The organism is Nitratireductor sp. CH_MIT9313-5 (assembly GCF_037029545.1).
Classification (GTDB): domain Bacteria; phylum Pseudomonadota; class Alphaproteobacteria; order Rhizobiales; family Rhizobiaceae; genus Chelativorans.
Genome location: NZ_JAYMER010000016.1, coordinates 66,315 through 80,368, shown reverse-complemented (window position 1 = coordinate 80,368; position 14,054 = coordinate 66,315). Strand labels below are relative to the sequence as shown.

Sequence of the window (14,054 nt, the reverse complement as noted above, 5' to 3'; positions counted from 1 at the left end):
CGAGCCCGGGCTTTACGAGGTGCGCTATGTCCTGAACGAGGGCAAGCGCGTTCTCGCGTCAACGCCAATCGAGGTTGTCGAGGCTGACGTATCGGTCACGGGCCCGGATGTGGTTCGCGCTGGTGCACCCATCGCTATCGAGTGGACACGGATCATTCATCCGCGTGACTACATCACCATCGTGTCGGCAGGTGCGGATGAGGGAAGTTACGGCGATTATCTTCGTGTGGGTGAGAAGCTGGAAGGCGAGCTGGAAGCTCCGGCGGAGCCTGGCCTGTATGAGATCAGATATGTGCTGCAGGAAGGTGCACGCACACTTGCCGACAGTGTGCTTGAGGTTGTGGATGCTGCGGCCCCACTCGACGATGGCGCCGGTCTGAAGGTTCCCGCGCAGGCAGGCACCGGTGAAACGATTACCATCTCCTGGACTGGTGGTTCCGAAGGCACCGACCAGCGTATCGCGCTGGCCCGGGCCGATCAGGCCGATTTCAGTTGGATCGTCACGCACCGCGTCGGACAGGAGAACAGCATTGAATTGGTCATGCCGGATGATGCTGGTCGCTACGAGGTGCGGTATCTCGACATTAGCGGAAAATCCGTAATGGGTCGTGCGATCGTGGAGGTGCGTTGACGATGTGGATGTGCAAAAGAATGCGGTGCATGTCCGCCGCCGCATCGCTTCTCCTGCTTTTCCTCTCCATTCCTCTTGCCCGGGCTGAAATCGATGGACATGGCCCCGATGCCTGGCGCGTGACGAACGTCTCTGCCGATGATGTTCTCAACGCGCGCATGGGTCCGGGCACCAACTTCCCCGTGATCGAGACCTTCGCATATGATGAACGAGGCCTGCAGCTTGTCACCTGTGTTCCCTTCTACACAATGAAGCACTTTTCGCGGATGACGGAGGCCGAGATCGAAGCCTTGCCAAACCCGTGGTGCCTCATGCGCTCGGCGGACCTGATAAAGACGGGCTGGGTTGCGCAGAACTACCTCATGCCGGATCACGGCCAGGCGGTGAGCTCAAGTTCGGCCGGGGAAAAGATGGACGACGGCAAGGACATGGTCGCACAGGCAAGCGACCTAATACGCAGGCTCTATGAGGCTGCCGATCCCGCGGGGTCCGTAGTCGGCCATCCTCTCGACCCGGCGCATGCGCGCGATTACTTTTCCACGGAATTGGTGAACCACATCCTGTCCCAGCCGGTACAGGTTGATCCAATCTACGGCGCGCAGGATTTTTCGGGCAGCGTGAGCGAGCCGAAGGCAGATCCGGACCAGCCAATGCTGCGCGGCATGATCACCATCCACGTGGACATCGTGAACTTCGGACGCTCCCACACAGCCACCTTCCGCCTGCGCGCCGACCCCTCCCAACCAGGCGCACCCGTCCGCATCTTCCGCGTGGAACATGACGGCTGGTCTTTTCCGTGAGGTTCGCAAGCTCTGAAGCTCGGGCGATCCGCACGACCTGCTCGAAAGGAGGACACGGAGCCGCCTATTCTCCCAGAACTTCCCTCACGCGGTCGGCGTCGACATCGGAAGGTCGGCCGCCCCATCGCACGCGGAGATAATTCACCAGCTCTGCCATTTCCTCGTCACTCAGGAGGTCGCCGAATGCGGGCATTGCCTGCATCCGCTCATCGCCCGCCAGGCTGCGCTCCGGTCTAGGAACGATTCTCAACGCGATCATAGTTGCGCTGGTGCTGGAATTCGTGCTGCCACATATGTCCGGATTTGAAACCTACCTTGCGAATACAGCGCTTGCACTTGCCGGTGTGTTCGTGACCGGTTTCGGTGGGGCGATATACTTAGTCGCAAACCTTGGCCCGGGACCCAGAGATGGACTCATGACCGGGCTTCAGGCCGTGACACGTCAACCCATCGCACTGGTGCGTACCTTTCTCGAATTGACGGTCGTTGCAATCGGTTGGGCTTTGGGCGGCACGCTTGGCTTAGGTACGGTCCTCTTCGCACTGGGTATCGGGCCAGCAACGGTGATTGGGATGCAAACTTTGAAACATACTTTTGAGGTCCACTTTCGCGGCGTGATCTAATGTTCTATTTTCTCCAGCGCCTCAACTGTTTCGATTACCGTGCGCGAGAGAATATTGATCAGCCCGTTCATTTCCTTCATGTAATGTCCCTGAAGTATGACACCGAATAATCCATCGACGGCATCACTGTTGACAAACATGCTTGAGATGACACCAGGACAAGCTCCAGTATTGAAGATCACCCGATCGACCGGCTTCCTGTAATCGAGGAACGTCGCATCGAGAAGCTGGGTGCGTCCCTTCCCTACCAGGCCGTGAAAGCACTGCCATTCGCGCCCGGTACCATGGAAAACAAGGCGCATCTCATCTGGTCCGAGCATGACGTCGATCGTCCGTGCTGTATAACTGTGTCTTGTTTCGGTAGTAGAACTGTCGGTCAAGGTGTTGATGCCATTGCGAGTTTCGATGGTTTTCGACGTATGGACCGTAGTAATGTCGATATCATAGGCGCCGGTGGCCTGTGTCTCGAAGAAATCTCCCTTCGACCGCAGATACCGCACTACTGTCGGACCCGCGAGAATTTCGGGCACTTCAGCCCAGTTGAGCATCCAGTCCGTGACATCAAGAACGCTGTAATCTTCGAATAAGGCCGCCTGCCGCGCCTGGAGCGAAGTAAGGTTTTTGTCGCCTAGGGCGGTCGGCTTACCAGCACATCCCCCATCTTGAAGTGACATAGATCGAGCTTTGTCGCTCTTGTTCTCAATGAAGATATAGCAACCCGAAAAATTCGGCTTAGCTAACAAAGAAATCTGCCAATCGCGTGTCTCGAACCCAAACACTCGTAGGTCCAACCCGTCGATCTGAATCTCCGGAAGCCATTCTAGTAGCCGGCGAATATTCAGATTGGCACCGATCACGATCTCGTTGCGGTAGATGTAGCTGGCACAGTTCAGCGAAAGCTGGCGATGAGAGATGTAGTGGCCCAAAAGGCGCTCATCGAAATCTTCGTCCGCTATCGCTGCCTGATTAAGCGCTCGCCGCAGCTGCCAGTCTCGCCGAGCTTGAAGGTGGAGAGCTTTGATATTCGCCTCGGTGACGATCTGGCCGGCCTGTTGATCGATATGGTTCTCGACGGCATGCGCCGCTTGTAACAACGCCTGCCAGCCGGGTAAGCCGCGCTTCGTCTCATAATTGTGCTGCGTTCCGATCAAAAGGCTGCGATACTTTTGAGGGCTTACCACCTGCCGGCGCCATGAAGCCAAGTTGGCGACATAATATTCGATCGCGGCGTCGATGGTGTCTCGCTTAGTCGTATCGACCTCCTCCAACTTAGCGATCGCGCGGTGGTAGCGAGAGAGGAAGGCCATCCACTTCGCCGTTGCTTCGTCATTTTTGGCCCGGTCACGGATCTCAGCGGAAACGGTCGGATCCGCAAGCGCTTCATCCAGTGCTCGTTCCCAAAGTCGGAGTTGGTCCCAGATTTCAACCATTTCTCGATCGAACTGTAGAACCTTGTGTTTCGGCGAGAAACGCACGAGGAACACGCGTGCCGCAAGGGCTCCGCTCTGCATCTTCTCGCCAAGAATATGAGCGTGCTCAACAGGTTCTGATGTGCATTTGAAGAGCTTGCGATCTTCAGCTAGCGAAGCGCTAGCCACCAAGCTAAAGATCAGGGCAGTAATGCTGCTCCATAAGCAGACAGCTATAGAGAATCGCTTCATCGAACTCTCCCTGCGCTTGAACTTCCTGCGCATTTACGCTGACATCCACTTCATCCCCCATTACGGTTTACGCTACGCATCGTTTCCCTTAGGTCAACTATAAGCTAAATCGAGCATCCGTACCAAAACCTACCGGACGCCCCGCAAGAGAGAATTTTTGGAACGAGGTGTGTTCTTCTTCATGACGACTTGCCGACCGCGAAGCGGGAATAGCGACCGCTCATGTGGTCGCAGCACTTCGACGGCAAGGCGCCGCCAGTCGGACGCGTCGCGGATAAAGTTCACCTATCAACCTGAGAGCGGACGCTGTACCGGGGGTACCGAGTGACCGCTGTGCACCCGATTCATTCGTTCAGGCCGTTTTTTTGGAACCGGATAGCCGACACTTCGAAACAAGGCTCTGGGGCGGCAGCGTCACGTCTTCCCTTTCTGCCATGCAAGTATACTACGCAATCAGGTGGAAGCCGCCATCGTACAGCGGACAGTATCAGGATTGCTGGTCCGCTCGTTTCCCGCGCTCCTAACCCCGGCTGTCATTGTTGGCGGCATTTTCAGTGGATGGTTCTCGCCCACGGAAGCGGCCGCCGTCACGGTTGATTATGCAATCCTGATCGACCTTATCTTCTACCGCGAACTGACTTTGCGCAGACTGTGGGATGCGATCTATCAAACAACCACTACGTCCGCCAGTATAGCGATGATCATCGCTGGCGTGTCACTGCTTGGCTATGTCCTTGCGCGCGAACAGGCTCCCCAGCAGATCGCGTCTCTGTTCCTATCAATTTCAGACGGGCCCGTGAGCTTCCTGATTGCAGTGAACCTGATGGTCTTCGCACTTGGAATGTTCATTGAGTCACTGGTTATTCTCCTCATCGTTGTCCCCATCCTGGTACCCATAGCTCTGGGATTTGATATCGACCCAATTCACTTTGGGATAATAATCGTACTGAACCTGAAGATCTCCATTCTCACACCGCCAATAGGCATGGCTTTATTTATTGTTGCGCAGGTGGGGGACACCCCCTACCAAAAGCTGGCAAAAGCCATCCTGCCTTGGCTTCTTCCTCCCATCATCGTTCTCTTTTTGGTATGCTTCTTCCCGGTACTGGCCACTGGCCTTCGAAGCCTCATGCAGTGATAGGCTTGAACACCGGACGAGCCCAGAGCAGAGATCGACTTCAACCCAATGGATTTCTTCGCATCGCTAGCCTAATTCCGCAACGGTGCTGATAGAATCATCGAAACGCCATTATCCAGGGAGGTTGACCTGTCAGAAGAGCTTGTACTTTCACTTCGTGAAGCTCTCAGAGATGCAAGCGCTGAGGATGAACTTATTTATCGCCGCCTCGCTCAGGCAATCCAACAGCACATTTCTCGGGGCTTGCTTCCAAAAGGCACGCGCCTGCCAAGCGAAAGGCAGTTGGCAGAACAGCTTGGAATCTCACGCGGCACCATACGTCAGGCAATAGATGAATTGGTTGACCAGGCTCTACTGCAACGCAAACATGGGTCTGGGACCCATGTCGTAGGACGAATTGAAAAGTCGCTGACAAACCTAACTGGCTTCTCGGAGGAAATGCGACAAAGGGGAATGGTTCCCGGCTACAAGTGGCTGCACCGAGAAAGGGCACTGCCATCGATGGCTGAGGCTGCAGCGTTGGAAATACAACCTACAGATCAGGTGTTGCGCCTCAAGCGCTTGCGGACCGCAGACGGTACGCCGATTGCGATCGAGCAGACGGTTCTGCCTGGAGACGTCATTGCGTCACCTGAGCTGATTGGCGATTCTCTTTATGCCGCTCTACATCAGTTGAATGCCGCACCAGTAACAGGCTGGCAGCGTATCCGTGCCGACATCATGTCCGCGGAAGAGGCAAAACTGATGCGAGCGAAACCCGGTGCGGCAATGCTTGTCATTGAGCGACGCTGTCTGAGGGCGAACGGGCGTCCGGTCGAATTCACCGAAACCCGATACAATGGCGCATTCTACGATTTCTCGACTGGTCTTCAGGCTTGATATCGTCACCGACGGCGCAGCCATCTCACCTTATGTCATTGCGAAGCAGCGAAGAGCTTCTCCATTTGCGGAAAAGAGATGAATATCATCAGGATCGAAACGCAGCCCCACCTCATCGCCCTGAGCTGGCATGGTGCGGCCCTTTCCTCGCAAGGTTAGAAGCTGACCATCGGCGAGTTTGACCAGGACACTGGCATCAGCGCCCAGATATTCCACATGATCCACTCGACCTATCAGGAATCCAGCATCTGTCGCGCAAATGGACAAATGTTCCGGCCGAACCCCAAGTTCGGTGACGACGCCTTCATAGCGCCCCGGCACCTCGATAGTCGTATTTCCAAGTTTGACCGTTTTTCCGTCGGCGCCTGAGGCAGCCAGGATGTTCATCCTGGGACTGCCGATGAACTGAGCAACGAAGCGAGTTTTCGGACGCTCATAGAGGGCTTCGGGAGTGTCACACTGCAAGAGGCGACCTTCCGACAGAACCGCAATTCTATCGGCAAGCGTCATGGCTTCCACTTGATCATGAGTGACATAGATAATCGTGCCGGAGAGTGCCCGATGAAGCTTTGCTATCTCGAGGCGCGTGTCAGTCCTCAACGCCGCGTCGAGGTTGGAAAGCGGTTCATCAAACAGGAACGCCTTGGGCTCGCGCACAATGGCCCGCCCAATGGCCACCCGCTGGCGCTGTCCACCAGACAGGGCAGCAGGCTTTCGATCCAAATAGGGCTCCAGCTTGAGGACGCGAGTAGCCTGTTTTAGACGCTCGGCAATTTGGTCCTTTGGCATCCTGGCGGTCTTCAGCGCGAACTCGATATTCTGCCGGACCGTCATATGCGGATATAGCGCGTAAGACTGGAAAACCATCGCCATATGCCGGTCGAACGGCTGCAGCGCTGTCACATCACTGCCATCGCTGATGATATGACCGGATGTAACCTCTTCCAGTCCCGCAATCAGGCGCAGAAGCGTTGACTTCCCAGAGCCCGATGGGCCGACAAAGACCATGAACTCGCCATCCTTCACGTCAAGGTCGATACCCTTGATGATTTCCAGATCGCCGAAAGCCTTCCTGACGTTCTTCAGCTGAATACTGCCCATTGGTCCTCCTGGGAGCTGTCGGTCTCGTAGTGCAGAAGCACGCCGTCACTGATGGTCGCACGGGCTTTCAAATCAGCATCGCAGACGGTGAAACTGGCGCGATAATTGGGTCGGACAAACCCCAGCTGACCATCAAGCCCCAGCGCCCGCGCGGGCGTGGTGGAGGCCATGCTCAGGGCATCCTGCGGGCGCGCATTCGTCAGCCGGATCATATTGCGTACCGCCTCATCCATCGCCAGATGCGCACCGCCAAGCGTGCCCTGATCATCCACGAGCCTGCCATCGCGCAGTTGGACACGCTTGTCGCCGATTCTGAACTCGGTGGTGGTTCCGCCAAGCGTCAGCATGGCATCACTGACAAGACAAAGACGGTCAGGTCCGGCACACGCATATGCGAGTGCAAGATTGGCCGGGTGCACATGGATGCCGTCGGCAATCAGCCCGGCAAACGGTAAGCTGCCGTCAAGAACGGCACCGACCGGACCCGGCTCCCGTCCGACCAAAAGGGGGCATCGCATTGAAGAGGTGCGTTGCGCCTGAAAGGCCCTCGGCTATGCGCGATTGGATCAAGTCGTATGACGCAAGGCTATGGCCTAGAAAGACGCGCCAGCCCGCCTTTGCGAGACATTCGATTCTACCTGGCGCGCATTCCTCCGGCGCAACCGTGATGAGTCGGGGAAACGGTCTCGATGCAATCAGCGCATGCAAATCCTCATCATCCAGAGGACGAATGGCCTCGGCCGGGTGTATGCCCGGGCGCCCGGGGCTGATGAAGGGACCTTCCAGGTGGAGACCCAGTAGCCCCGGCTGCTTCTCCCTCGTCGCGCGCTCCACCGCGTCCATCGCTTGTCGGTAGCAGAAGCCGGGGGCGGTAATATAGGTCGCGAGCAGATGTGCCGTTCCACCCTTGGCCGCCCCTGCAACCATGCGTTCAAGTGCTCGGGTCTCAGGCGCATCGTTGAACTGACAGTCACCTGCCCCATTAATCTGAATGTCGATGAAACCGGAGGCAAGGACGGAACATCTGATCCGCGGCAAGTTCTCCAGACCCGCGGACGCATTTACGCCTGCAATCACGCCGTCGCGCACATGCACCGTGCAATCCGAGAGCGGGTTTTCACCCCCTCCGGGAAATAGCTTGGAGGCCTCGATGAGATACTCAGCGGGTGCCGGCAAAATAGACCTCCTGTCCGCCAGGATGGATATCCTCATAGAAGTCGCGCAGTTTCAGGCAGGAGGCAGCTTCCTGATCGAGAACAACCGTCACATCGGGGTGGAACTGCAGGATCGAGGCGGGGCAGGATGTCGTGACCGGACCTTCGAGTGCGGCTGCAACCGCATCCGCCTTGCTGTCTCCGATGGCCAGCATCAGGAGCTTTCGCGCCCTCATGATCGTTCCGATACCCATGGTGATAGCATGAGTGGGCATTCGCTCATCGTCACCGAAGAACCGCGCATTGGCCTTCAGCGTGGAGCTGGCCAACTTCTTGATGCGTGTACTGGATGCAAGCGAGGATGATGGTTCGTTGAAGCCCAGATGGCCGTTGCGGCCGATGCCCAGAAGCTGAAGGTCAATGCCACCCGCTGCTTCGATCGCCGCCTCATAGGCTCGCGCCTCGACCGAAGGGTCCTCGGCGTCGCCGCGCGGCAGATGTGTCTGTTCGCGCGGAAGGTCCACGTGATCGAACAACAGGCGGTTCATCGTACTTCGATAGGACTGCGGATGGTCTCCCGCCAGTCCCACATATTCGTCGAGATTGAATGTTGTCAGGCCGGCAAATGACAGGCGCTTTCTAGCAGCCTGCTCCACGAGTTCCTGATAGACAGGCTCCATCGTGCCGCCGGTGGCCAGTCCCAGTACGGCACCGGGTTTTGCCTTGGCTGTGAGCAACAAACGTTCCGCCGTGGCTATGATCGCGGACCGCATGTCTGGGTGGATTAGTATGGTCGCCATGATTAACCTTTCACCGCGCCAGCCAGCATAGAACGCCCGATTTGGCGGTACATGAAGAGTCCCAGCAACACCGGTGGTGCCGACGCGACCACGATGACAGCAGCCGCCACACCCCATTGCACGCCCCCACCACCCGCAGAGAAAAAGAAGGACGCACCGACAGTAACAGGCACAGCAGCGCGTGTGGTCAACATCAACCCGAAGAGGAACTCGTTCCATGCTGTCATGAAGCCGAAGACGAAGGTGGTTGCCAATGCAGGGCGGATCAGAGGCAGAACAAGATGGCTCAGAATGCGTTTCGTTCGCGTGCCGTCCATGAGCGCCGCTTCATCGATCTCGCGCGGGATTTCTGCAACAGCGTTGACCAAGAGCACGAGCGCCAGGGGCAGATTGACGACCGCCAGAATGAGGCCCAGTCCAATCCGCGTATCCAGCAAACCCAGCGTTTGGTACATCATGTAAAGCGGGATCGCGAAGATGATGAGCGGCATGGCGCGCAGATTGACCACCAGCGGCAGAAGCACCGCACGTCCGTAATCGCGTCGCGCAATCGCATAGGCCAGCGGAAGGCTCAGCAGTATCGGAAGGATTGCGCCGATAAGCGAGGCGGAAAGCGAATTCCAGAGATAGGCCCAGATGTTCAACCGGTCGGAGACGGTGAAAACAGTCTTGAAATTCTCAAACGTCACGGCTGTGGGGATCAGGCTGGCATTGCTCGCAATATCGGCCGGGGTCTTGAAGGCGGTGACAAGGGTGGCGATCACAGGGAAGTTCATCGCGAATGCGGCCACCACGAAGACAACCCAGCGCGCAATGTTAGGAACATTCATGTGCGCGCCCTCCTCTTTGCAAGTCGCGCGATCAGCCAGAGAACTGCGAAGGCAGCGATAAACAGAAGGACCGAGGCCGCCAGGGCCTTGCCAATATCCGCGGCCTTGAAGAAGGCCGTATAGATGTAGATCGAAAGCGAGGTGCTGGAACCACCTGCACCCGATCCGATAAGCACATAGATATTATCGAACACGCGGAAGCCGTCGATAAAGCGTATGCCGAAAGCCACGACCAGTGTCGGCAGCAGGGCTGGAAGCTCGATATGGGTGAAGAGCCGCCAGCCGCGTGTCCCGTCAACCCGCGCAGCCTCGCGAATGTCGTTCGGGATCGTTGAATAGGCGGTATAGAAGAGCAAAAGCGTGAACGGCGTCCATTGCAAGGTTTCTATGACCACCAGTGTGGTGAAGGCCGATTTCGGACTGAGAAAGCTCGGGCTCGCTCCCAAATATTCGTAGAGATAATAGGGCAGCGGGCCGACAAATTCGTGCAGCACGAGACGGTACATGAGGCCCATCAGCGATGGTGCGATGATCATCGGCATCATCAGCACCGCCATCAGCCAAAACCGGCGCTGTATGAGTGGAGCAAGAAAGACCGCGAGGAAGAGACCGAGCCCTGTCTCGAGCGCTGCAGTCAAAAGACCGAACCGGGTTGAGAAGCGCTCCCGCTCGACGATCGCGTCGCGCATCTCGACGGGCGAACCCGACCGCGCGAGATCGCAATAGGCATGGAAGTAGCGGTCCGCCCCGTTGATGCGCAGCGCATAGAACACGCTGGTGATGCTGCCGGTCAGGAATTCGCCCAGGGCGAACATCTCGCCGCGCATCCAGAGCGGCGGCAGGATATCGAGCATGTAATGGTGTTCGGGCCGGGCGATCTCGAACCATTCGCCCGCGAACAGGGCGTCGTCGTCGTTCTGCCAACGGTTCGGGCGCTGGGCGTGGCGATCGAACAGACGGAACATCTGCCTGCGATCGGCAACGCCGAAATAGATCTTGCGGATGGGAGAGAGGGTCATGGGTTGGCTCCTTGGCCTCCGGGGCTGGAGCGCGGCTCATCCTCTCGACGTCGCAATCGTCTTCAGCCCTTCCGGACCCCTCTCGAGCGGCCGCTCTCTGTCCGGCCGGGTCAAGGGCCGGCGTCAGCCGGGCGAAGCGTCACCCTTGAGGCGGCCGGCGGGCATGCGGCAGCCATCCTCCTTCGGCTTCTCCCTCCCTTTCGATTCCGCATTCCAGTCATCCGCCGCAGGACACATCCGCTCGAACCCGCTTTCTGCCTCGGCCGCAAGGTCTCGCAGACGGCCGGCGTATGTCTCGCCCTGCGCGTTGTTGTCAGTGGCCGCCACAAGATGGGCGCCCGTCCGGTGGACCAGTGCGCGAAGGGCCTCGGCCGTGGCCGGCGCCCAGCCGCCGCCGGTGCTGAGATAGAGAGTGTCCGATCTAACATCTTCGATCGCAGCCAGGCTCATGGCGTCGATCGCCGCCTCGGTGACACAGAGCCTGATCGCATCGAACCGGCCAAGACGGAAGAGCATCTTGGCGCCGCCGGTCGCGAAGCCGCGCCAATCGGGACCGCGCTCCTCCCAGCCGGTCACCTGACCGGCGGAATCGGTGTGGCCGGCCCACATGCTGCCCTTCGGGCCCTCGCGCAGCACGTTCCCGGCAATGGCCTTCCGGATGACACGTTCAGGGATGTGGCGCGTGTCGCGAAGATAACGCCATGTCGCCGAGCCGGCCCAGGGTTTGCGCCGGACCCGCCACCTTTCGATGATCGTCATGTCGGGCGCACGGTCGATAGCCTCGCGTCTCCAGACCGGTTCGGTCGGGACAAAGCCGACCAGTCCGGCCACTACATAGAGCGCGGCGGCAAAAGGAATGCCGTCGAGATGTTCCACCAGGGTGAAGACGTCGCCCTTCGCATCCGACAAAGGATCGAACCAGCCCTTGCCGTCATGAATGACGATGACGATCTCGCCGGCGCGGCGGTACTTCATCGCCTTGCGGCTGCTCTCCTTGAGATCGAGCGCGAACCCCGCGTCCTCCAGCACGGCGCTGCAGGGCACCTTTCCTCTCAGCTCTTCCAGGTCTGTTTTTTCCATCATCTCGCCTGCGCCTTCGCGCGCTCCTCTTATCCGATTCCCGCTCCCGGTATTTCCGGGACGAGGATCGGCACGCCGCGAAGAGCAAGACGGGCAAGGGCGCGGCGGGCAACCCGGCAGATGTGCGGGGCTGGACCGATCCGGCACGCCGCGGCGAAGCCTCCCTTGCCGGGCGCAGCGCGCAAGCGGCACGCACATCCGCTGCGTCGCTCTTCCTCGGCGACGATCGCGGTCACCATCTCGATGTCCATTTTCGCCTGCGGAGAGATGCGGGCGATCTCGGCAGCGACCTTGGCCCAGTGATAGAATTCGGCTGTCTCGCCGCGAACGCGTGCCCGGGCGGCACGGCGCTGTGCCTCATAGTAGGCGTTGGCCTCCTCGGCCGCGACGAGGCGACGGGCATCGGCTTGCCAGCGGCGACGGATTGCACATCGGTGTTTTAGCCACCGGCGGATCACGACGATCATAGCCCCCCTTCCTCTGGTCCCTCCCGCGTCAGGGATGGCCGCCCCATGGGCGAAGACCCGCGCAGCGGGGCTTCAGCTTTGCCAACAGCCCGGCCCGAAGGGGGACGCCCGACCCTTGCGTCACACAGGCGACATGCCAGAACCATAAGCAAAGCAGGGATTTGTAAAGCCGACCAGGGGGACTGTCCGCCATGATCAGGAGCATTTTCGTGGCCCTTGCGCTCGCAAGCCTCATGCTGATCGGCGTGTCCGCATCGGCATACGCCCAGGAGTTTCACCGCGTGACCGTTATGGCCTTCAACGCGGAGAACCTGTTCGACACCGAGGACGATCCTGCCAATACCGGTGACGACACCTACCTGCCTCTGACCGTCAAGCAGTCGAACCCGGATCACGAAGCCAATTGCCGTACCAACAACGACAGCGACTTCTATGTCCGGCAATGCATCTCGCTCGACTGGAACGAGACGGTGCTGGCCAGCAAGCTGAGCGCACTGACGGGCGTGCTGTCTGCCGCGACACCTTCGCCGGATATCGTCGTCATGCCGGAGACCGAAAACCTGGGCATCATCGAGCGCCTCAACGCGGGGCTGTCCGAGGGCGGACGCTATCACACGCTGGTGCAGCTCGATACGACGTCCGTCACCGAAGACCGCGGCATCGACGTGGCGATCCTCAGCCGTTTGGGGCTGGCCGCGCCGGCCGCCGCCCATCGGATTGACTTTGGCGATGATGCGGAGTTGTGCGGGGGGACGCGCGACATTGTCGAGGCCCCATTGTCACTGCCCGACGGCAAGGTGCTGCACGTCTTCGGCGTCCATTTCCCCTCCGGTGGCAATCCGTTGATTTGTCGCCAGCATGCCATGGCGGAGCTCAACCGCATCCGCGCGCTTCTTCCCGAAGACGCTCTTGCGATCGCGGGCGGTGATTTCAACTTCAATTGCAGCGAGGCCAAGGGCGCCCTGTTCGAGCGTATGGTTCGACACGGCAACTGGGGCGTGCCGCCCGAGGTGCGCGCCGGCTGCGACGAGCCGGGGAGCAACAAGCACGCCGATCACAGTTTCGGGACCTGGTTCACCTGGTCTTATCTCGATTTCGTCCTCGCCTCGGAGAATATGCTGTCCGAGCGTCCGTCGACGTCGGGCTGGTTTTCCAATCTGGGGGCGTTTCGGACGTTTGTTGGATCGGTCCAGCAAATCGAGACCAACAGCCAGGGGTATGTGTCCCCTCGACGCTTTGATCCTGCAACCGGAAATGGCGTATGAAGCCCAACCATCTTTCGTCGTGGCGGCGTTTGGCGCGGGAAGGCAAACTTGTGGTGCCGGATCTTCCGGGAGCCGAGTTTGTACCGGCCGTTCTGGAACCGCCCCCAGCATCCGTTGAAGAGGATGCTGGGGCGCGGGCTGCAGTGGAGATCATTCATGGGGGAACCACGATCCGGCTGGATGCTTCTGCAAGCCCGGACAGGATTGCCGGGATCGTGCGTGCCCTTGGGCGCGGGTTGTGATTTTCCCCTCGAACCGGGTGCGCATCCTGGTGGCGACGCGGCCGGTCGACTTCAGAAAAGGACATGATGGGCTGAGTGCCTTGGTCCAGTCCGTGTTGCGCAAGGATCCGTTCACCGGCACGGTTTTTGTGTTCCGGTCCAGGCGCGCCGACCGTTTGAAACTCTTGTATTTTGACGGCACCGGCCTGGTCATGGCTTACAAGCGCCTGGAAGATACGACCTTTACCTGGCCCGCCATAAGGGATGGTGTGATGTCGCTGAACCATGCCCAGTTCGAGGCGCTGTTCTCGGGCCTGGACTGGCGCAAGGTGAAGGCATTGGAGGCTCGTTCTCCGGCTGCGGCAGAATGAATCAGGTGTCGAAA

At 58.9% G+C, this 14,054-nt stretch carries 17 protein-coding genes; 8 read left to right on the top strand and 9 right to left on the bottom strand.

The window, feature by feature from the left end:
* Both WA367_RS12985 and WA367_RS12980 read left to right on the top strand, forming a co-directional pair.
* Window positions 1-631, top strand: a 631-nt coding sequence (locus WA367_RS12985) for a hypothetical protein (RefSeq protein ID WP_336057196.1), incomplete at its 5' end; no start/stop codon positions are given.
* A 29-nt stretch (window positions 632-660) separates the two neighbouring features.
* Complete coding sequence (locus WA367_RS12980) at window positions 661-1,431, top strand: hypothetical protein (protein WP_336057195.1); 771 nt, start codon at window positions 661-663, stop codon at window positions 1,429-1,431.
* A 64-nt stretch (window positions 1,432-1,495) separates the two neighbouring features.
* Here WA367_RS12980 and WA367_RS12975 read toward each other — a convergent pair whose 3' ends face one another.
* A complete protein-coding gene (locus tag WA367_RS12975) occupies window positions 1,496-1,690 on the bottom strand; it encodes a c-type cytochrome (RefSeq protein WP_336057194.1) in 195 nt (64 codons plus the stop codon).
* A gap of 157 nt (window positions 1,691-1,847) precedes the next feature.
* On the opposite strand from WA367_RS12975, the gene WA367_RS12970 reads away from it, so the two are divergent.
* Window positions 1,848-2,054, top strand: a complete 207-nt coding sequence (locus tag WA367_RS12970) for a hypothetical protein (RefSeq protein WP_336057193.1) — start codon at window positions 1,848-1,850, stop codon at window positions 2,052-2,054.
* On the opposite strand, the gene WA367_RS12965 is transcribed toward WA367_RS12970, so the two are convergent.
* Window positions 2,051-3,715: a hypothetical protein gene (locus WA367_RS12965; protein WP_336057192.1), complete on the bottom strand. Its 1,665-nt coding sequence runs from the start codon at window positions 3,713-3,715 to the stop codon at window positions 2,051-2,053. The genes WA367_RS12970 and WA367_RS12965 overlap by 4 nt on opposite strands.
* Window positions 3,716-4,172: 457 nt before the next feature.
* On the opposite strand from WA367_RS12965, the gene WA367_RS12960 reads away from it, so the two are divergent.
* Complete coding sequence (locus WA367_RS12960) at window positions 4,173-4,853, top strand: TRAP transporter large permease (RefSeq protein ID WP_336057191.1); 681 nt, start codon at window positions 4,173-4,175, stop codon at window positions 4,851-4,853.
* Window positions 4,854-4,949: 96 nt separating this feature from the next.
* Window positions 4,950-5,732, top strand: coding sequence for a GntR family transcriptional regulator (locus WA367_RS18195; RefSeq protein WP_442935588.1), 783 nt, complete (start codon window positions 4,950-4,952; stop codon window positions 5,730-5,732).
* Window positions 5,733-5,762: 30 nt separating this feature from the next.
* On the opposite strand, the gene WA367_RS12950 is transcribed toward WA367_RS18195, so the two are convergent.
* From WA367_RS12950 to WA367_RS12920, 7 genes are all read right to left on the bottom strand, one after another.
* A complete protein-coding gene (locus WA367_RS12950) occupies window positions 5,763-6,833 on the bottom strand; it encodes an ABC transporter ATP-binding protein (RefSeq protein WP_336057190.1) in 1,071 nt (356 codons plus the stop codon).
* Entirely contained in the window at window positions 6,815-7,336 is a 522-nt protein-coding gene (locus WA367_RS12945; RefSeq protein ID WP_336057189.1) for an amidohydrolase family protein, read from the bottom strand. The genes WA367_RS12950 and WA367_RS12945 overlap by 19 nt, the downstream gene beginning before the upstream one ends.
* Before the next feature lie 656 nt (window positions 7,337-7,992).
* Entirely contained in the window at window positions 7,993-8,787 is a 795-nt protein-coding gene (gene nagB / locus WA367_RS12940) for a glucosamine-6-phosphate deaminase (RefSeq protein ID WP_336057188.1), read from the bottom strand.
* Between the two features lie 2 nt (window positions 8,788-8,789).
* Complete coding sequence (locus WA367_RS12935; RefSeq protein ID WP_336057187.1) at window positions 8,790-9,617, bottom strand: carbohydrate ABC transporter permease; 828 nt, start codon at window positions 9,615-9,617, stop codon at window positions 8,790-8,792.
* Window positions 9,614-10,636, bottom strand: coding sequence for a DUF1419 domain-containing protein (locus WA367_RS12930; RefSeq protein WP_336057186.1), 1,023 nt, complete (start codon window positions 10,634-10,636; stop codon window positions 9,614-9,616). The genes WA367_RS12935 and WA367_RS12930 overlap by 4 nt, the downstream gene beginning before the upstream one ends.
* Window positions 10,637-10,759: 123 nt before the next feature.
* Window positions 10,760-11,716, bottom strand: a complete 957-nt coding sequence (locus WA367_RS12925) for a DUF3991 and toprim domain-containing protein (protein ID WP_336057386.1) — start codon at window positions 11,714-11,716, stop codon at window positions 10,760-10,762.
* A gap of 29 nt (window positions 11,717-11,745) precedes the next feature.
* A complete protein-coding gene (locus tag WA367_RS12920) occupies window positions 11,746-12,183 on the bottom strand; it encodes a hypothetical protein (RefSeq protein ID WP_336057185.1) in 438 nt (145 codons plus the stop codon).
* A 209-nt stretch (window positions 12,184-12,392) separates the two neighbouring features.
* On the opposite strand from WA367_RS12920, the gene WA367_RS12915 reads away from it, so the two are divergent.
* From WA367_RS12915 to tnpB, 3 genes are read left to right on the top strand one after another with little or no spacing between them, the layout of a single operon-like run.
* Complete coding sequence (locus WA367_RS12915) at window positions 12,393-13,448, top strand: endonuclease/exonuclease/phosphatase family protein (RefSeq protein ID WP_336057184.1); 1,056 nt, start codon at window positions 12,393-12,395, stop codon at window positions 13,446-13,448.
* Entirely contained in the window at window positions 13,445-13,690 is a 246-nt protein-coding gene (locus WA367_RS12910; RefSeq protein WP_336057183.1) for an IS66 family insertion sequence element accessory protein TnpB, read from the top strand. The genes WA367_RS12915 and WA367_RS12910 overlap by 4 nt, the downstream gene beginning before the upstream one ends.
* On the top strand, window positions 13,687-14,040 hold the full coding sequence (gene tnpB, locus WA367_RS12905) for an IS66 family insertion sequence element accessory protein TnpB (protein WP_336057182.1): 354 nt from the start codon (window positions 13,687-13,689) through the stop codon (window positions 14,038-14,040). The genes WA367_RS12910 and tnpB overlap by 4 nt, the downstream gene beginning before the upstream one ends.
* The last annotated feature ends 14 nt before the right edge of the window (window positions 14,041-14,054 follow it).